This window comes from Fibrivirga algicola (assembly GCF_011742925.1).
Lineage (GTDB): Bacteria > Bacteroidota > Bacteroidia > Cytophagales > Spirosomataceae > Fibrella > Fibrella algicola.
Window position 1 is genome coordinate 605708 of sequence record NZ_WAEL01000004.1, and the last position, 18111, is coordinate 623818.

16 protein-coding genes and 1 pseudogene are annotated in these 18111 nt (G+C 53.2%); 3 read left to right on the forward strand and 14 right to left on the reverse strand.

Features of this window, described 5'->3' with window-relative positions; translation table 11 throughout:
* Window positions 1-46: 46 nt before the first annotated feature.
* From F7231_RS13875 to radA, 3 genes and pseudogenes are all read right to left on the reverse strand, one after another.
* Complete coding sequence (locus F7231_RS13875) at window positions 47-541, reverse strand: ankyrin repeat domain-containing protein (RefSeq protein WP_166692300.1); 495 nt, start codon at window positions 539-541, stop codon at window positions 47-49.
* A 148-nt stretch (window positions 542-689) separates the two neighbouring features.
* Window positions 690-944 (reverse strand): annotated as a pseudogene (locus F7231_RS27845) (catalase); the annotation flags it as partial.
* 155 nt (window positions 945-1099) lie between these two features.
* Window positions 1100-2476, reverse strand: coding sequence for a DNA repair protein RadA (radA, locus tag F7231_RS13885; protein WP_085413311.1), 1377 nt, complete (start codon window positions 2474-2476; stop codon window positions 1100-1102).
* Between the two features lie 279 nt (window positions 2477-2755).
* On the opposite strand from radA, the gene F7231_RS13890 reads away from it, so the two are divergent.
* Window positions 2756-3427 (forward strand): outer membrane beta-barrel protein, encoded by a 672-nt coding sequence (locus tag F7231_RS13890; RefSeq protein ID WP_085415165.1) that lies wholly within the window; start codon window positions 2756-2758, stop codon window positions 3425-3427.
* 82 nt (window positions 3428-3509) lie between these two features.
* Here the strand turns inward: F7231_RS13890 and F7231_RS13895 are convergent, their stop codons facing one another.
* Window positions 3510-3923 (reverse strand): LytR/AlgR family response regulator transcription factor, encoded by a 414-nt coding sequence (locus tag F7231_RS13895; protein ID WP_166692301.1) that lies wholly within the window; start codon window positions 3921-3923, stop codon window positions 3510-3512.
* A 308-nt stretch (window positions 3924-4231) separates the two neighbouring features.
* Window positions 4232-4663: a LytR/AlgR family response regulator transcription factor gene (locus tag F7231_RS13900; RefSeq protein ID WP_085413309.1), complete on the reverse strand. Its 432-nt coding sequence runs from the start codon at window positions 4661-4663 to the stop codon at window positions 4232-4234.
* A gap of 181 nt (window positions 4664-4844) precedes the next feature.
* On the opposite strand from F7231_RS13900, the gene guaA reads away from it, so the two are divergent.
* Window positions 4845-6377, forward strand: a complete 1533-nt coding sequence (guaA, locus tag F7231_RS13905) for a glutamine-hydrolyzing GMP synthase (RefSeq protein ID WP_166692302.1) — start codon at window positions 4845-4847, stop codon at window positions 6375-6377.
* Between the two features lie 89 nt (window positions 6378-6466).
* Here the strand turns inward: guaA and F7231_RS13910 are convergent, their stop codons facing one another.
* The 5 genes from F7231_RS13910 to F7231_RS13930 form a co-directional block, all read right to left on the reverse strand.
* Window positions 6467-7396 carry a DNA/RNA non-specific endonuclease gene (locus F7231_RS13910; RefSeq protein ID WP_166692303.1) on the reverse strand — a complete coding sequence of 310 codons (930 nt, stop codon included), beginning with the start codon at window positions 7394-7396 and terminating at the stop codon, window positions 6467-6469.
* A gap of 12 nt (window positions 7397-7408) precedes the next feature.
* Window positions 7409-10588: an ATP-binding protein gene (locus F7231_RS13915; RefSeq protein WP_166692304.1), complete on the reverse strand. Its 3180-nt coding sequence runs from the start codon at window positions 10586-10588 to the stop codon at window positions 7409-7411.
* Window positions 10589-10599: 11 nt separating this feature from the next.
* Window positions 10600-12477: a trypsin-like serine peptidase gene (locus tag F7231_RS13920; protein ID WP_166692305.1), complete on the reverse strand. Its 1878-nt coding sequence runs from the start codon at window positions 12475-12477 to the stop codon at window positions 10600-10602.
* Between the two features lie 31 nt (window positions 12478-12508).
* A complete protein-coding gene (locus F7231_RS13925) occupies window positions 12509-13711 on the reverse strand; it encodes a trypsin-like serine peptidase (RefSeq protein WP_166692306.1) in 1203 nt (400 codons plus the stop codon).
* A 69-nt stretch (window positions 13712-13780) separates the two neighbouring features.
* Entirely contained in the window at window positions 13781-14155 is a 375-nt protein-coding gene (locus tag F7231_RS13930) for a hypothetical protein (protein ID WP_166692307.1), read from the reverse strand.
* A gap of 139 nt (window positions 14156-14294) precedes the next feature.
* Between F7231_RS13930 and F7231_RS13935 the strand changes: the two genes are divergently transcribed.
* The gene (locus tag F7231_RS13935; protein WP_166692308.1) at window positions 14295-14762 is read left to right on the forward strand and encodes a nuclear transport factor 2 family protein; all 468 of its coding nucleotides are present in this window, start codon (window positions 14295-14297) and stop codon (window positions 14760-14762) included.
* A gap of 6 nt (window positions 14763-14768) precedes the next feature.
* On the opposite strand, the gene F7231_RS13940 is transcribed toward F7231_RS13935, so the two are convergent.
* Genes F7231_RS13940 through F7231_RS27255 form a run of 4 tightly spaced genes read right to left on the reverse strand, consistent with a single transcriptional unit; the run spans window position 14769 to window position 18108 of the window.
* Window positions 14769-15008, reverse strand: coding sequence for a hypothetical protein (locus tag F7231_RS13940; protein WP_085413306.1), 240 nt, complete (start codon window positions 15006-15008; stop codon window positions 14769-14771).
* Window positions 15009-15022: 14 nt separating this feature from the next.
* Entirely contained in the window at window positions 15023-15265 is a 243-nt protein-coding gene (locus tag F7231_RS13945) for a hypothetical protein (RefSeq protein ID WP_166692309.1), read from the reverse strand.
* Between the two features lie 13 nt (window positions 15266-15278).
* Complete coding sequence (locus F7231_RS13950) at window positions 15279-15536, reverse strand: hypothetical protein (RefSeq protein ID WP_085413304.1); 258 nt, start codon at window positions 15534-15536, stop codon at window positions 15279-15281.
* Between the two features lie 28 nt (window positions 15537-15564).
* The gene (locus tag F7231_RS27255) at window positions 15565-18108 is read right to left on the reverse strand and encodes a WD40/YVTN/BNR-like repeat-containing protein (RefSeq protein ID WP_208295598.1); all 2544 of its coding nucleotides are present in this window, start codon (window positions 18106-18108) and stop codon (window positions 15565-15567) included.
* Window positions 18109-18111: the final 3 nt, after the last annotated feature.

Sequence of the window (18111 nt, forward strand, 5' to 3'; positions counted from 1 at the left end):
ATCTAGTAGGGTAAGGGCTCCGCTGCACGACGAATGTGTAGTCTTATCAGGCAACTCGTTGGTCGAACAAGGCTAGTGCTTCTTCGTTGCCTTGCTGAATAGCCAGATCGTAAGCAGTCAAGCCGCGAATGTCCTGAATTGTCGTGTCGGCACCGGCTTCCAGTAGAATCTGTACGAGCGCGTTACGGCCAAATAGCGTGGCAAACATAAGCGCCGTTCCCCCATTACCATTCTGGATGTTGAGATCGGCTCCATGCTCAATCAGCATCCGGGCAATGTCGGGATACCCTTTGAAGCTAACGCCCATCAGCGCGGTATTGCCCGTTACATCCTGCACATCCACGGCTGCCCCAGCCGCCAGCAAGACGTTGGCTGCCTCCTGCTGGCCATCATAGGTAGCAATAATCAATGGCGTGAAGCCTTTCGCGTTTTGCGTATTTACGTCAATCCCCTCGCCGATTAGCTCGGTCAGGTAAGGAATATCGCCCCGGCGGGCAGCATCGAATAATAAGTCCTCCGGACGAGATGATGAAAAAGTCATGGCATTTGTGTTCTGGTGTTCATAAAACTGGTCGACTTTGGTATGGCTTCACCCTAAAGAGGATAAAGCTGTACCAAAGTCGACCGGTGTTCGATTCGCTTAATAAGGCTATGATTCATGCGATAGTTCCTGAGCTTGTCGAACGACGTCGCTCCCGATCGAAGTGGGAGATCTTCTCAAGAAACGGGTAATTCTCCAGCGTTGTTGGTCCACGGTTGCCAATTGTGCGAACGTTCTGGTTGTGGGTTAGCGGGTGGCCCTGCCGCGTAGTAAGGGTCTGGTTAGTAGGCTGGTCCTGCGCTTGCAGGCCCGTTGCTCCAAAGGTTGATTCGGGCGCGGCTGCCTGTTCATACTGCTGGCCTGAGTGTCCGTTAGGAAGGTTGTCGTTTTGTGTACTATCCATAACCCCTATAGAATACATTACAAAACCCTTAACCCAGGTCTGGATAAATGGTTTGACGTGGTAACTAGGTTCCGGTTTGACATTGCGGCGCTAAATCCCCGCCCTAGCTGTTAGCAACGCAACGTCAAACTGGAACCATCAAACCGCAAGCTACCTTACGACATAACGCCTTGAAACACTTCGTCGAGTTTCGCTACCGGACGAATAACAATGCTGAATTGACTGGCATCGAGCCCTTTCAGGTTATACTTTGACACATAAATCTGTTTAAACCCGAGCTTCTGGGCTTCGGCAATCCGCGCCTCGATCCGGCTCACGGCACGTACCTCACCGCCAAGACCAACCTCAGCCGCAAAAGCAACCGTTGTCGGAATGGAAATGTCTTCATAGCTCGACACGATCGCCGCGCACACGGCCAGATCAATTGCCGGGTCTTCAACGCGCAATCCACCCGCCACATTCAGGAATACGTCCTGCTGACCTAGCCGGAAGCCGCCGCGTTTTTCCAGCACCGCCAGTAGCATTTGCAGGCGTTTACTGTCGTAGCCGGTGCTGCTTCGCTGGGGCGTGCTGTAGGTACTCACACCCACCAAGGCCTGAATCTCGATCATGAGCGGTCGGTTCCCTTCCATCATGGAGCCAATAGCTACCCCGCTCAAGGCTTCATCACGTTGCGAAATCAGAATCTCCGACGGGTTCGACACCTGCCGCAGACCCGACCCCTGCATTTCGTAGATACCCAATTCGGAGGTGCTGCCAAACCGGTTTTTAGTAGTTCGCAAGATGCGGTAGGTCGTGTGGCGGTCGCCTTCGAAAGTCAGTACGGTGTCTACCATGTGCTCGAGCACTTTGGGTCCGGCCAGCGACCCTTCCTTGGTAATGTGGCCGATCATAAACACCGGAACACCCGATTCTTTGGCGTATTTCATGAACTCCGCGCTGCATTCACGTACCTGCGACACGCTCCCCGCCCCCGCCTCGACGAGCGATGAATGCATAGTCTGGATAGAGTCGACGATGAGCACTTCCGGTTCGAAATGCTCGATCACCCGAAAGATGTTTTGCGTCGATGTCTCGGTCATGATATGGCAATCGCTGGTGGGGGGTTCCAGCCGCTCGGCCCGCATCTTGATCTGCTGTTCACTTTCTTCGCCCGACACATAGAGCACCCGCATATCTGTCAGACCAAGAGCAATCTGAAGCAGCAGCGTTGATTTGCCGATGCCCGGTTCACCACCAATCAACACCAGGGACCCCGGCACGATTCCGCCTCCCAAGACCCGGTTCAACTCACCATCGGCGGTGAGCGTGCGGGGCTGTTCTTCGTAGGTAATTGCGTGAATTGGTTTGGGTTTAGCAGCAATTTTGGCCGGGCCGGAGGTAACCCGCCAGCCGCCTTTTTCAGGCTCGTCTTTCTGGACAACTTCTTCTACAATGGTATTCCATTCGCCACAGGCCGGGCAGCGACCCAGCCACTTCGGAGTTTGATTGCCACAACTTTGACAGAAATACGAGGTTTTTATTTTCGCCACGGAGGTACGGTTAACTAAGTGTTGACAACATATTATTGGCTTCGCATTAAACGATAGCACGGGTCGTTCATCAAAGGAGAAACAACGGCTAACAGATTGCCTGGCGAGTGGTTTATGAACACGCTCCAGATCAGTTAAATGGCCACGTTTGCCCCTGCTAAATCCCCAATAACTGTCTGATGAAATAACGCCGTTGGCTCAGAAATAGTTGATTTTTGATCGGCCCGGGCCGGTTTCGTCGTTAAGCCCCTACATCCAATGAAGAACACTAACGCTCCCATGAAAAAAATCCTGCTTGGCCTCGCCATTGCCGTATTGCCGACGCTCACCTACGCACAAGGCTTTCAAATTGGCGTCAAAGGCGGAGTCAATCTGTCGAGATTGACGTTTGGCCCATTTGTTAATGCGGGCACCAATTCAAATGGTTCGCCCACGGTCGACGTAAATGGCCAAACCCTGCGCGACAATATTTCGGATAGCTACAAAAGTCGGACAGGTACGTCATTCGGTGTTTATACACGCTTTGGTAAAAACCTGTTCCTACAACCTGAGGTGATGTACACTACACAGGAAGGCCAGTTTGATGTAGTTAGAAATGGAGTAACCGAAAACGTAACGATCAAAACAACTAGTTTTGATGTACCTGTACTCCTGGGTTTGAAAGGTGGCCCGTTGCGGTTTATGGTTGGCCCAATGGCTTCATTCCGTATCAATGATAATGCGGGCCTGAGCGACGCGCTGAAACAGTATACCACCGGCACCCTGAACGACGCCTGGTCGAAAGCCTACTATAGTTACCAAATTGGAGGTGGCCTTGATTTGGGAAGCCTCGGCCTTGATGTTCGTTACCAAGGCAATCTATCTGATGTTGCACAGGTCAACACGTCGGCCGGTAGCTTCAGCCAGCGCTCCAAGTCATGGCAAATCACTCTAGCCTACAAGATTTTCTAGTTGGTCCAGCCTATACAGGTCATAAAAAAACCGCTTTCATTAACTGAAAGCGGTTTTTTTATGACCTGTATAGGCTGGACTGTTAGTTGATATCTTCCTGGTATTGCGCGAGTAGCTGCGATATCTCACGCATCCGGCGACGTGAGATCGTTACCTCCCGGTTGTCGGCCATCCGGATGATGCGATCACGTGCAAATACACCATGCTGTACATAGGCCAGATTGATGATGTTTGATTTGTGAATTCGGATGAAAATAGCGTTGTCGAGCGTTTTCTCGAATTCTTTCAGCGTTTTTGATACTAGGTATTTGCGGCGGTCACGGGTATGTATAAACGTATAGTTACCCTCTCCCTCCAAACATACAATATCATCGACAGAAACCATAACCGTACGATTGAGATATGGCAGCGCAATCCGTTGTGCGTTACGCACGTAAGTAGCAGGATAATGTGGCGTTACTGCTGGTGCTGGTGTTGATAGAAACTTAGCTTCCATGTGATTGGGTGTTTAGAAGGAGTTGAGAGTGGCGTTTGATTGAATCAAAACTACAGGGAACTTACCGCTTCCTAAAAACCCGTTAAGTGTATCTACACATTTCATATCACATAACTATCTACTTTTCAGGCATTTATGTAAAATAGAAACGCTCTTAATGCGTGAATCCCCCCACCCGATTACGTAGTTCTACGTACTCTTTATTCAACGGCGCTTCGTATGTCTTTACGCAAAAAACCGGGTCAACCTAGTAAAAACTACGTTGACCCGGTTCAGGGGCATTTTACTGATGCGTGTGGTTGTATAGACTAGTTTACCAAAGCAGGGCTATAATCACGAATACGGTCAACAAACATCTGGGCACGGCGACGTGAAATCTTTACCTGCTGACCATCAGCCAGTTCGAGTTCACCTTCCTTCTTTACGAAGAACTTACGTACAAAACTGAGATTCACGATACACGACTTGTGTACACGTACAAAAGCCTGACCGTCGAGTAATGTTTCGTACTCTTTCAGTGTCCGGGACACCAACATTTTCGTGCCGTCTTTCAGGTAAAAGTTTGTGTAGTTGCCTGAACCTTCCAGCCGAACAATTTCATCGACAGATACTGTACGTTTACGGTCGAAGAAAGGGATCAGCAGTTTTTGGTTGTTGTTCGATGGGGTATTTTTTTCCACACTTTTGGGGAATGGCATCGACAGGGCATCAAAGAAAGATTCAGACGTCATGATTTTCATAATGATTTGAGTGAAACGATTGACTGGGGGTCCTGATCCTAATAATCAGGCAATTAAGCAGCTCATTTCCGATAGCAAAGCGTGGGAAATGAGTTGCCCATCGTGTAACCATTGGTCAATAATCAGGCCTGTTTCGGCTAGTGGGGCAATTTGGTGTAACTTTGGGCTTTAGAAACTCACGATGGCCACCGAACAGATTCTGATTATCGATTTTGGTTCACAGTTTACGCAATTGATTGCCCGCCGGGTACGTGAACTGAATGTGTACTGCGAAATACACCCGTACAATAACCTCCCTCCCATCTCGCCCGATGTAAAAGGCGTTATCCTGTCGGGTAGCCCCTGCTCGGTTCGCGACAGTGATGCACCGACTGTTCATCTGGCAGCGTTCCGGCACAAGATGCCGTTGCTGGGTGTTTGCTACGGTGCTCAGTTACTGGCGCAAAGCAGCGGTGGCGAAGTGCAACCCTCCTCCATTCGCGAATACGGTCGGGCGCGCTTAGGTACAGTCGAGACCGTTAACCGCCTGATGCAGGGCATTGATCAGCACTCACAGGTATGGATGTCGCATGGCGATACCATCACTCAGATTCCCGACAGTTTTGAGGTTATTGCCTCAACCGAAACCGTGCGGGTTGCCGCCTTCCAGGTACGTGATGAAGAGACGTATGGTATCCAGTTTCACCCCGAGGTGACGCACTCGCTTCAGGGCAAACAACTGCTCCAGAACTTTGTAGTTGACATTTGCGGCTGCTCGCAAAACTGGACCGCCGACTCATTCGTCGACACCACGGTGGCAGCGCTTAAAGAGAAGATTGGTACTGATAAGGTTGTACTGGGCCTGTCGGGCGGCGTCGACTCGTCGGTAGCAGCGATGCTCATTCACCGTGCCATCGGGGCAAACCTGTATTGCATCTTCGTTGACAACGGTTTGTTGCGCAAAGATGAGTTCCAGGGCGTGCTGGATAGCTACAAGACGCTGGGCCTAAACGTAAAAGGCGTCGACGCTCAACAGCAATTCTACAGCGCCCTAACCGGCCTGACCGACCCTGAAGCCAAACGCAAAGCCATTGGTAAAACCTTTATCGATGTATTCGACCAGGAATCTCACCTGATCGAAGATGTAAGCTGGCTGGGACAGGGCACAATCTATCCCGACGTTATCGAATCAGTATCTGTAAAAGGACCGTCGGCCACCATTAAATCGCACCATAACGTGGGCGGTTTGCCCGACTTTATGAAGCTGAAGGTGGTTGAGCCCCTCAACACGCTCTTTAAAGACGAGGTACGTGCCGTTGGCCGGTCAATGGGCTTACCCGAGTTCATTCTGGGTCGGCATCCGTTCCCCGGTCCAGGTCTGGCCATTCGGATTCTGGGCGACATTACTCCCGAAAAAGTAGCTATCCTTCAGGAAGTGGATGCCCTGTTCATCAACGGCCTCAAACGGGAAGGGCTCTACGATCAGGTATGGCAGGCAGGCGCCATGCTATTGCCAATTCAAAGCGTAGGCGTGATGGGCGACGAACGCACCTATGAACGCGTAGTGGCGCTTCGGGCGGTAACCAGCGTAGACGGCATGACCGCCGACTGGGCACACCTCCCCTACTCGTTCCTAGCCGATATTTCCAACGAGATCATCAATAAGGTGAAAGGAGTCAACCGCGTCGTATACGACATCTCTTCGAAGCCACCTGCTACCATTGAGTGGGAATAAACGCAGTAATTTCTGATTATCAGAAAAGTGGTGATTGGCGGTCAGTTGTTGTGTAACACGACGGTGATGGCCAATCACCACTTTCGTTTTTAGACCCGAATCTGGCTCAGTTCGTCGAGTGTTTCGGTAAGTTGCATACCTGTCAGTGTTTCATACTGAGAGAAGCCATCAAACGGTACCAATGGATTGAAGTCCAGTCCCGTTTTGTCGATAACCTGCTGAATGCTAATCTGGTATGTTTTGTAGCCTGCATAGACAAACTCCAGGTCTTCGAGTTCTTTTTCCTGGCTAACCTGATAAGCCGTGGCCGATGGTCTGCCATCGGGTAACACGATAGCTACCACTTTCCAGAAAGCGCGCGGTATAAGGGCTTCCCGGTAGGTTAAGTCATCCTCGGTGAAATAAGGACCAGTGAATACACTAACGCGCAACCCATCGGCACGGGCATTGTTGAGGATGTAATCTTCGAGTCCCAACCACGTTTTTTGGTTCATAGCCCCCATCTGCGGGCAGGCATTGGTGTAATGGAACGTGTCGATGTTGGCCGTTTTTGCCTCCGCTTCGGTGCCCCAGACAGGATCTTCACGCCGCACCATATGGCCCCGGTCCAGCGCATTGCCGCCATACAGTTCCTCGCCCCACTGATCGTCTTCGTCGAGGCGACCATCGTAACTCCATTTTTTCACCCGTGGCATCCGCCGCGACTGCGCCCCATTGATATTGGCAGCGGCAATCATAGGCATTTTACGCGATGCCGACATGATCACCGAAAAATGCTGGTAAGCCAGCACAACGCCCTGCCCCCCGCGCCGGAGTTCGCGCATGTCGGCGGCACCAATACCGGTGGCAACAGGCAGATCGATAGACCAGCCGGGAAGAAATCCAGGTACGTATCCTTCCCGATCGTCGAATGAGGCGGCAGGCGTGGTTAGTGCAGCACCTTCACGCAGTGCCTCATCAGCTTCCGTAAGCCGGGTCATCCCCGACAACGTAGCCGTGTGTGTGAGATTAGCAATCATGGTATGGGTTAGTTATAAAGGTTTATACATCATAAAGGCAGCTTTCACGGCGGCATCCCAACGGTCATAAGCGGCTTTAACACGGGAAAGAGAATCAGCTTCGGGACAGATTGCTACAGCGTTGGCCAGCAACGTACCCAGCGCCCAATTGCGGTCCACGATTTCTATGTAGGGCTCCAGATAATGTTCCGGGTCGGGTATCATAGCCTCAGCAAAGGCATCGGGCGCTAAATCGGTGAACGGTAAGGCTAATACGTCGCTGAGTAAACCGGCTAATTGGCGATACCCCTCACGAGTACGGAAGGCATTAAGCAGGGCAAACCGCACCGGATCACGAAACTCAGGATCTGGCCCCCGGAACCATTTTTCAAGCATTGGCCCCTGGTCCATGTAGGCACCAACGTCGCCCTGTACCAACCAACCGTCTCTGTTCTTATACAGCACATCCAGCGCATCCAGCAGGCGTCGAACCGTTCTGCGGGTCAATAACGCACGAGCATCTAACAACAGTTGACGGAGTGCCTTACCGGGATCACCCTTTTGTTCAGCGATAAACGGAATGGTGACCAGGCCCGAGAGCCAGATAGGGTCTATTTTCAACAGCGAGGGGGCAAGCGTGAGGTTGACAAGTGGTTGCTGACCAGCAATGAGATCAATGTAAAGCAGTTTTCTCTGAATATGAGTGGACTTAAATTCGTTGCTGTATTTTTTTGAATTTTCAGTGATCTCCAATGCCATTTTAAGCTGCACTTGGCTTCGCTTGTATGACGTATTATTAATTAGTATTATGTGTACTATAGCCTGTCTTATTCTAGAGCCTGTCTTCAAATAATATGGCTTCCCAATCTCTGGCTTATTAGAGTCTAATCTCAAAGTATTATAAACATTTATTTCATCCTGTCTCTCATCAGAAATAAGTCCGTGGTAATAAATATAACAAACAACAAAATCGTCGTATGAGTGAACGTTAACCTTTCTTGTATGAAGAAGGGCTTGAGTAAGAACCTGCCACTGGGCTGTAGCAAATAGAACTTCTAATTCCCAAAGCCAATGAACGCCGGTCTGCTGATAGGTACGTCCCACTTGCTGCCCTCGTTCGTAAAGCGCCAACGCCTTGCCAAATTCACGATTATCGATCAACCGCTGACCGGTTTTATGATACGCTTTTTGCAGGTATTCGGCGGGTAACCATTCCACTTCTTCGGCAGCTACCCGTCCTTTCTGAGCATACTGGAGCAACACAGTGGCTGCTTTGGGCAAATCCTGCACATCGGCACCGATCATTTCAGCCGCATTTTTCAGGGTCGTTAACTCATAAGCAGCGCCTTCATCGGGCTGCTGGAGCCACAAAAGGCGGTGATATGTTTGCTCGGCTTGTAAGCGAAGATCTGTTTTCGTTTTATCGACATCCGAAAAGTAGGTAAACGCCGCTTCGCTGATTTTTCTGGCCAGTTCGGGCTCCTGCGCCCGCATGGCGCTCAGCATTGATCGGCGCAGGTCTTTCCGGTGCCAGACTTCGCCAGTGGCACTTCGGTAGCAGATCCAGCTATGTGTAACCAGGGCATCCAGCGCTAACTGGGCGGCGGACTTCGATAGCTTGAGTTTCAGCACCGGAGCTAGCACATGCAGAATAAGATCGACGGTAACGTACCTGAGCACCAAACCGGGATAAGCCAGTTTCTGAGCCGTTGGGTCGGCAATGCGCATGAGTACGCGGCGATACACCAACCCCATAAACAGCGAACGGGCCGCTGCGCCACCCGTACGGAGTTCGGCCTCAATCTCGTTGAGCGTGGCATCGGCCCGTTCGGTAAGCATTCTGGCCAGTAGCTTCAGTTCCAGCGGGCGGTGGGGAATAAGCGTTGAACGAGCCACCCGCCGGGCCAACTCATCGTTGACACTGAGCCGTTTAAGTAACGTTTGGGTTTCGCTAACCGATAGTTCGCCCAGATCAAGCGTTTGCTGGTTGGTGACCGTTAACACTTTCTGCAACGCCGCATCGAACAGACGGCCAGAGATGATAATTCGCAGCCGGAAATTCCAGAATTGTTCGGCCACTTCGCGGATCCATGATACCAGTCGCTCGGTCAGATTTTGCTGTTCTACTTCTTCGAACGTATCGAACACGAGCAGCAGCGGCCGTGTGTCTGCCTGTTCGTCGGTCAGGGCATTCCGAATAATGGCCAGCAAGCCCATGCTGCGCTCCTGGTAGGCCGACTCGAACGATTCCTTATTCATGCCTTCATCGAACCTTGTTTTTTGCTGACGGGAAGCGGCCCGTTCCCGGCGAAGTTGTTCATTTACAGCCGGATACTGATAGCCGACCTGACGGGCCATTTCGGCTTCCAGCCAAAGCCGGTCATCTGGATTGAGGCCGGGGCGGTCGAAGTCAAAGACAACCAGCGTAGCCAGCTTTTGCTGAACCACGTCCTCCGAAAACTTGGCCAGCAGCGTCGATTTACCAGAGCCGCCCAAACCAGTTACCACCAGACCCCGCCACGGTAATGAGGTGGGCGGACCTTCTTCGGTTAGAAAAGCCTGCAACGTACCCAGCTCCTGTTTACGCCCCACAAAGCCATTGACTAGCAAGGCTCGCTGGTCGGTCAGAAAATTATCGAGACCAATCTGTCGACGTACCTGTGTCCAGTCGGGTTGGGGTAAATCAAGTGGTTTGGTCGTTTCCATGGCTTCCATAAGCGCCAACCTATCGTCGTGCGACCGGTTGACAAGCGGCAGGGTTGCCCCGTGTTGAAGCAACTCGCGCAGCAGATCACCAAACCGGTCGGTAGCAGGCAGTGGTTCGCTCAATCGGGTCGACAACGTACCTGACTCGATCAGAGTACCCAGCAGTTCAAGTCGCCGTGTCTGTTTCATCAGCCATCGAACATCAGTCCCGTCCGACTCAACTGCACAGCTATCAACTACCTGATTCAGAATATCTTGGCGGTCAATTCCTGGTAGACCGATAGGTAAAAGCGCATCCGGCATCACTCGCCCCGACAAAGCCAACTGAACGTCGATCTGATCAATAATTGGCTGATAAGGAATCAGTTCGGGCGACACTTGCTGCTTGGCAGGCATTGACGGCGTATGATCGGCCCATAGAGAATTGACCGTCTCCGTGGGAACAGGGCTCATCCAACGGGCCATCTTGGCGGCGAAATTCGCCTTCAATTCAGCTGAATTATCCATTGGTTGCTGGGTCAGATTGTTTCCTGGGCTGCCATCACTATATCCTCAATTCGCTCCATAACGGCCAGCGACAGGCTGACAGTCGCTGTTTCCGGCGTTCGATTGCGTGCCTGTGTATAGTTTTTCTCCAGCCGTAGCGTAGCAGCGTTGATGTTCAGATCATCGACAACCATGTTTCGTTGGGCGAGAAACTTACGGAAATAGGTAGCCAGATCCGCGCGGGTGATCGGGTCTGTGGTCACCGTTGTTAAGAACGGAACCAGCTGTTGAGGAATGTCGCCGCGCATACCATCCAGAAAAACCCGCAGCCAATCCAGCGTCAGGATCTGTTCGTAGAGTAGGGCTAGAAAATCGGTAGCCTGCGGACCATCGATGTTGTATTTGTTCAGATCTGTGAGCACCAGCCAGACAAGTCGTTTCTGCCGGGCTTGTTCCAGCATTTCCAACAGCTTTGGTAGTACTTCAGCCCTGAGCCAAGCCGCCGATGTGGTGTTCATATCCGTTTGCGAGGTAAACACCGGCACTGGTTGACCAACTTGCCCGGCAATGGCAGCCACCAGTTCGGTGGCACTGAATTTCGATACCAGCTGACCGTCCAGACGCATAACCAGATGACCACTGACCGGCAGCATTGTACTTAACACACGCGCACGGAATGTTTTGCCACTGCCAGCCAAACCGTCGGTAGTGAACAACCTCGGCCGGCCCGACAAGACGGATTGCCAGATTGTTGCCTGAAACGCATCGCAGCCGAGCACGGGCAAAAAGCCATCGACTTCGCCAAGAGACCAGATTGGGCTGTCGGCAGGATCGGGCGCGGGCAACTCGCCGATTGTTTCTTTGATGTGCGCCTGAATGCCTGACAGCGGTACGCCCCGGTTCAGAACGGGATCACCCGGATTAGTTGGCCACGCGCCCTGATGCAGCCCGAAGAGCATGAAATCCTGGTCGAAACACGGCCCACCCGATGAGCCACCCAGCGCGTTGACCCGGTGCAAAAACCGGATGCCCGGAAACACAGCCGGATTAGCAATGACCGGGGCAGCAATAGCTCCCTGGTCAATTTTCAGGGAAGCCCCCGCCGGATGCTGAAAAATCATGACCCGTTGCCCCAACCGAGGCACAACCGCATTCGGGTCGAGTCTTGCCCAGCGGCGTTCGGAGCCAATCGGCCGGGCCAGCCGAATAATCGCATAATCCCAGCAGTTGTTCAGCTCGGTCAGTTCAGGCGGCAACAGATCCATCAATTCCTGCTGATGGCATGTTTTGAAACTAACAAGCCACTGTCGATGCGCATCGATCAATACCGTTTTCGACGGGCGAAGCGATAGCGTCCCGTTTCGAAAACCTTCGTAGTTATCAAACTCGACCTGCAAGCGATCGCTCGCCTGCTCATCGGCCAGTTGCTGATGCGGGTTGGCTGGATCGGGCCTGAACAATTGGCGAACAACGTGCCAGGCCGTAAGTACTAGGTTGGGGCCAACCAAAATGCCGGTCCCTTTCTGTTTGCCATCGATATGTAGTTTGCAGGCCCATTTCATGCCGTTAAACAGCCCGTAATACAAGGCCTTGGGTAACCCGAAGCCCTGCGCCAGATCAACCATCGCCTGCAACTCCGCCGATTGTTTACCCGACTCGACCAGTAACGCTTTTGCCAGCGTTCCGTCTTCGCGCTGATCGTCGACAATGCAGCGGAGCAATTGCGGCAGGAAACCGGCTGACTGCGCGTAGAGCAGCCCAAGCTTGAACGCATCATCGCCCACGGCCGACTGCGCCACGGCCTCGAAGTTCATCCGCGTGGGCAACCCCACCTGAGCCTGCAAAAAAAGAGTAGCAAACTCACCGCGCGATACACGTAGCGTCCTGATTATTTGCTCTATACCCAACATATCGCTCCTGTTCGCTCCTTCGATGACCACTTTAATCCACCAAAACACCCTGCGCCCGAAGGCGATCCCGCAAGGTTACAGGTACGTCCCCATCGACCGAATCGAGGATATGCATCAGCGTGTGCCCCCAATTGGTTCTCGGCACCCTGGAACGACCGGCATAGTGCAACCCGCACACCATCGTTGGCCGACCGGCGTGCACAATGGCTGATCCTGAATTCCCGCCGAGGGTAGTGGCGTCATGCGCCAGTGTACGGTTAGTAAGTCCTGAATCCAACGCGATCAGCTCGCCCGGAGCCAGTCGTTTCAAGCCGTAAGTAGACTTGAAGAGCTGCTCCAGCAACGTCAGGGTTACGCCCGACCCAACGGCTGGCATACCCGGATTAGCCGGATACCCAATGGTGTAAATGAACGTACCCAGTTCAGCCCAGTCGGGCGTTTGTTCAATGCCCAGTGCTTCTTCGAATTCGGTGCCAGCAGTACGAGGTTCAAGTTCAATCAGGGCGGCGTCGGTATCAGCATGGTTTATATCGACACCCAACGTTGTGCCGCTGAACAGGACCGATTTAGGCAGACGTACCTGGGCCATGGTCGACGTTTGGTATTCATGCCCGAAGTTGATCGTCACACCTTTCCGAAAAATCCAGCTACCCGTTGGTCCTTTATCGGCAACGGCATCAAGCACATGCCGATTGGTAAACAGCAGATTATCAGACACTAAAAACCCCGTTCCCACAAACTTACCGCTGGCTTTCGGGTAGTTGATTCGCGCCACACAACGCAATGCCTGGCGAAGGTTGGGTTCGGCGGCAATTAACTGGTCAGACCAACTCCCGGCCGGACTGGTAGTAAGGTCAACCTGCCCGTCGCGAATCATAAACGACGGCCGTGAACCGTCGAGCCGGACGATACTTTCCAGATTCGCCAGTTCGTCTGGGTTATTGGCCAACAGTGCATCATCGTCGTCGCGCACGATACGTAAGGCTATATCGGCCTGTTTTACCAGTTTTTGAGTCAACCGGTGCAGTGAAGGTTTATCGCCAAAATGGCGTTTAATCACATCCGACCAGCCATACCGGGCGTAATCGAGCCGCTCGGTAATGCCCGAATTGGTCAGATCGGGTTTGGGTTCAGCCCCTTCTCTCGATTCGAGCAAACTTCCAGCTGGTCCGCCACGAGTCAGTATGTTACGGTAGTAAGCCGCCGCAGCAGGCGGTGTGTCGTGCGTGTTCATGGAGTGGAATTGGTTAACGGGTACGTACCTGGCCCAGGCAAACGTTTACCGGGTCAGGTACGTACCTGTTTATTGATACCAGGGTGTCGAAAATTCACGAGCTGGCCGACCGACACCTTCGCGTTCACCCTGTTTGGCTAGTGGCGTTGGCTGTCCCGACAGACTGGTGATACCGCCCGCTGCGTTGAACACCAGAAAGCCGTTGATGATCGCCATCAGATAATCGACCACGGCTGTTGAGCCGGAAACGGCGGCGCCTATTTCACAAACGAGTATACCAATGGCCAGGGCCAGCCATTTCGGATTAAAATCAAATGCTTTCTGTAGCCCGTTGGCAATCACGTAGGTCACTCCCGTAGCACCGGCAAATGTGGTGATGCTGTTTGTCGTGAAGAAGTCGTTGGGTAATGCCTGCGCGACAGTGTTCAGGAGTAGAGTAACCATAGCAGAACGATTTAGGAGATGTTGTGTACCAAATGTATCTGATTACCAAATTACTACATCTGAACACTTCGTACATTTATTTTACGTAGCAACCCGTAATTTTCCAGCCTGATAACATACCTGACTAACCCTCCCTGTCATGCAACTACGACATCTGATTCTTGTTAGCTCACTGCTCCTGTCGACCGGCACTCTGGCCCAGACGCCTTTCCACGACGTGATAAAAAATCAGGATAAGCAACGCTTTACCGCTCAGATTCAGAAAGACTCCGTAGCGTTGACTCGGCTCCTTTCCGACAAGCTGGTTTACTCGCACTCGAATGGCGTGGTTGAAACAAAACGGCAGTTCATTCACAGCCTGATAACTGGCCGATGGAATTACCAATCTATTGAAACAGATAGCGTGAAGGTTCGCCTGATCGATAACTCGCTCGCCATTGTTACAGGCCGTGCCCGCGTAACCTTGCTGATAGAGGGCAAGCCAACCCCGATACTGATGGCCTACACAGATATCTGGCAGTTGCAACGGAGTAAGCGCGTGAACAACGTTGCCACCGGCCGATGGCAACTACTCTCCTGGGCGGCAGGGCGCTTACCTACTCCGTAGTGTTACTTACAGACCCGACACCATCCGGCGGGCATAATAGGTCACTACCGAAACCACCAGTACAACACCCGTATCGACTACAACCAGCGGAAACAGCTCACCAGATAATCGATTGATTAATAAGCCTATACTGACAAATATACCAACCAGCCAACCGACAGGAAGTGGTTTGTTTACCCGATTAGCCAGGTAGAGTCCAATGAGCACGCCGCTTAGATAGGGCAGGCATTCGATGAAGAATCGCATGGGTCAGGTAGCGCTTATGGGTTTGGAAAAGTCGGGGCAGCACCGCCATCTAGTACAGTGATGGCGGTATCGGCGGTCAGTGTAGACGACTCTGAGGTAGTTACTTCGTCATTCGCCGCGTTCGTGGGCGCTCCACCCGCATCGACCGTATCGATAGCAGTTCCGGTAGTTGCCGGCAAGGTAGCCGACGAGGCCGCTAAGTCGGTTGTGCTGACGGTGGGGCTCTTGGGGTCGTCCAGTTCGATGATAATTCGCATGACTAGGGTGTGTTTAGTTGTTCAGAATGGCGTATCGACCTTCGAAAGCGACCGAGATATTGGTGAGGTTCTTGACCGTAATCCAGTACGTGCATCGTGTGGCATCGCCCCGCTCAACGGCTACCTCCCAGTCTAGTTCGGGGCTTCCGTTTCTGGGCGTAGTGGGCATTACGTACCAGACCACATGCCAGGTAGCGGGCCAGTTGAAGGTAAAATAGCGTACTGTCTGGTTGGGGGCAAGTGTGCCCGTAAATTGAACACCGGTACTCATGGGTATGCTGGTTTAGAATTCAGGAAAATCAGTTATAGCTTAGAATGGCGTATCGGCCTTCGATCGTGACCGGTGCCGCTTTCAGGTTCGTGACCGAGATCCAGTATGTCGCATATTCGGCATCGGCTCGTTCTACCTGTACATTCCACTTCACCTGCGGGCTACCCACCATGGGATTAGTGGGCATAATGGTCCAGATAACATGCCAGGTGGCGGGCCAGCGGAACGTAAAATACCTGACCGTCTGGTTGGCCGCCAACGTACCGGTGAATTGCACCCCACACACCGGATTGGCCAAGAGCCCATCGACCGGAATTTCCCAGACTCCCCGGTTGCGCAAACCTACTCGTAACAACCGGGCGTGCGGATGGTACAGCAGGTCGATGGCCAGTGAATTGGGGAGACCGTTGGCAAAAGCGGTCCAGGTGGTGCCGCCATTGAGTGACTGATACACGCCTGCGTCGGCGGCTATCCAGATGCGGTTGGCATTACCGGGATGTACCTCAACGGCATTGATCGGCAACACGGGCAGTCCGGCACTGAAATCGGTCCAGGTCGATCCACCATCCGACGACCGGAAAACCCGCCCGCCTGTGCGGCTGCTGTAGGTCAGCCAGATTCGGTTTACGTTTCCGGGCTGCACATACGCATCGCTCAGGTACGCGCCTGTCCGGGGGCTGGTCAGTTCGGTGAGGGCCCAGGCAGTACCCGACCAGTTGAGCACAAAGACACGCCCGCCGGTCGTTCCAACCAGTAGTCGCCCATCCGTGGGCATACTCATAGCCGAGGCTACCAGCCCGGCAGGCAGAGCAATCTCCGTCCAGTTGGTTCCTCTGTTTCGCGAGATAAAGACGCTTTGTCCTGCCTGAGCAATGGTATCATTATTGGATTCCATCGGCGGATAAAACAGCCGACTATACCCGTCAGGTACGTTTGGTCCTATCCAGCTAAACGAACTCCAGTTGCCTTTTACCGTCGAACGGGCCATGCCCATGCCGAAGTACGACTGGAAGACTACGTCGGGACTGGCCCGGTTTACGGCACAATCGCCTCCATCGCCATCAGCTACATGCTCCCATACGCGAGCCCCTGTGTAGCGAATGGTGCCGTTGTCCTGCGTACCGGCCAACAGCCACCGCGACGAGCCATAATCTTGGGCCATGTACTCGATCTCGGCTGTGCCTAACCCGGCGTTTCGTGAAATCCAGGACGTACCCCGGTTGGTCGACATGAACAGGCCACCGTCGTTACCCACGTAAATCCGGTCCGGGTTGGTTCGGTCAACGGCAATGGCATGCTGATCGGGGTGAATATCATCGCCAGTTTTGTTGGAAATGGTCACCCACGTCCAGGTTGTACCAGACAACGTACCCCGGTAAGCTTCGATAGCTCCGGCATAAATCTGGTTAGCATTGTCGGGAGCGACATCCAGAAACCAGTCGTACCAGGCCTGTCCTGTCGACAGACCAGGGGGCTGGGTAATGGCCGTCCAGGCACCGTCAGCCGTGGCCCGCCGCCAGAGATAGCCCGTTGCGCCAGTAGCCCCAAAGGCATAGGCCACGCCCGGGTTACCGGGGGCAATGGCAACAGCAAGCCGGTTAAACCCACCCGGCGAACCGGGCAGGGTAACGGCTGCCCAAGTAGTCCCCCCATTTGTTGATCGAAACAAACCACCTGAACAGGCGGCCAGCACTTCCGCCGTGGCACCACCCGCCGGATGCATGGCCAGATCCCAGCAACGGTCAGCGCGGCGTAATGTCCAGTTCGCCCCCGCGTCGGTCGATTCATAGATACCATTCGTTGTTGCCGCCAACATATGACTGGCGTTGGCCGGATCAACAATCAGGTCGTAGAACCCCTGCCCGACAAAGGGCGCGGTCGCGTGCACGGTCCAGGTAGTGCCGCCATTGGTCGACCGCATCAGTCCCGCGCCCAGTCCGGCATAAAAATTACCTTCACCCGTTCCGCAATACACGGTAGACGGGGCTGATGGCACAAAGGCAATGGCACCAACCGTAAGCGTTGGGGCATAATCAGTCCGGGGTGCCCAGGTTTCACCCTGATTAAAACTTTCCCATAACCCGCCGCCCGCCGACCCGCACAGCAGGTGGCTGGCATTAGCCGGATCGATGGCAATAGCCGCTACCCGCCCCGACACCACCACGCGGCTCTCGCCGTAGGTCTGTCCGTTTGTCATGGAACTTGGTCCCACAAAACGCCACTGCGGCCCGATGCCCGTTGGCGGAGACATTAGGATAGTGGTCTGCTCGTCGGTTCCTTCGCGGAGGGCCATATCAGTGTCCGACGGCATGCCTAGTGCCTGAGTCGCGTCAATGAGTGCTTGGGCGTAATCAGCCGTTGCAGACTCTTCGGCAACCGCTTCTCGTTCGCCTCCCGATTTCTTACGGCCACGGGGCTTGTCGGTCGACTCTGATTCAATGGCCGTTGCCGGCAGATCACGCTCCTCGACAAAAGCCAAGAGCCGCTGTAATACTTTACCGCCTTCCGGGCGTATAGGCGTAGGCCGGGTTGATTCGCGCGAATCCAAAACAGCATCAAAAGGTCCTTTCATGGG

What these genes read in the sequence shown, in the direction of transcription:
- F7231_RS13925 (WP_166692306.1), bottom strand. Translation starts at nt 13,711, where the DNA reads ATGAACACGCACGACACACCGCCTGCTGCGGCGGCTTACTACCGTAAC.
- F7231_RS13935 (WP_166692308.1), top strand. Translation starts at nt 14,295, where the DNA reads ATGCAACTACGACATCTGATTCTTGTTAGCTCACTGCTCCTGTCGACC.
- F7231_RS13890 (WP_085415165.1), top strand. Translation starts at nt 2,756, where the DNA reads ATGAAAAAAATCCTGCTTGGCCTCGCCATTGCCGTATTGCCGACGCTC.
- F7231_RS13910 (WP_166692303.1), bottom strand. Translation starts at nt 7,396, where the DNA reads ATGATTGCTAATCTCACACACACGGCTACGTTGTCGGGGATGACCCGG.
- F7231_RS13875 (WP_166692300.1), bottom strand. Translation starts at nt 541, where the DNA reads ATGACTTTTTCATCATCTCGTCCGGAGGACTTATTATTCGATGCTGCC.
- guaA (WP_166692302.1), top strand. Translation starts at nt 4,845, where the DNA reads ATGGCCACCGAACAGATTCTGATTATCGATTTTGGTTCACAGTTTACG.
- F7231_RS13930 (WP_166692307.1), bottom strand. Translation starts at nt 14,155, where the DNA reads ATGGTTACTCTACTCCTGAACACTGTCGCGCAGGCATTACCCAACGAC.
- F7231_RS13945 (WP_166692309.1), bottom strand. Translation starts at nt 15,265, where the DNA reads ATGCGAATTATCATCGAACTGGACGACCCCAAGAGCCCCACCGTCAGC.
- F7231_RS27255 (WP_208295598.1), bottom strand. Translation starts at nt 18,108, where the DNA reads ATGAAAGGACCTTTTGATGCTGTTTTGGATTCGCGCGAATCAACCCGG.
- F7231_RS13900 (WP_085413309.1), bottom strand. Translation starts at nt 4,663, where the DNA reads ATGAAAATCATGACGTCTGAATCTTTCTTTGATGCCCTGTCGATGCCA.
- F7231_RS13895 (WP_166692301.1), bottom strand. Translation starts at nt 3,923, where the DNA reads ATGGAAGCTAAGTTTCTATCAACACCAGCACCAGCAGTAACGCCACAT.
- F7231_RS13915 (WP_166692304.1), bottom strand. Translation starts at nt 10,588, where the DNA reads ATGGATAATTCAGCTGAATTGAAGGCGAATTTCGCCGCCAAGATGGCC.
- F7231_RS13940 (WP_085413306.1), bottom strand. Translation starts at nt 15,008, where the DNA reads ATGCGATTCTTCATCGAATGCCTGCCCTATCTAAGCGGCGTGCTCATT.
- F7231_RS13950 (WP_085413304.1), bottom strand. Translation starts at nt 15,536, where the DNA reads ATGAGTACCGGTGTTCAATTTACGGGCACACTTGCCCCCAACCAGACA.
- F7231_RS13920 (WP_166692305.1), bottom strand. Translation starts at nt 12,477, where the DNA reads ATGTTGGGTATAGAGCAAATAATCAGGACGCTACGTGTATCGCGCGGT.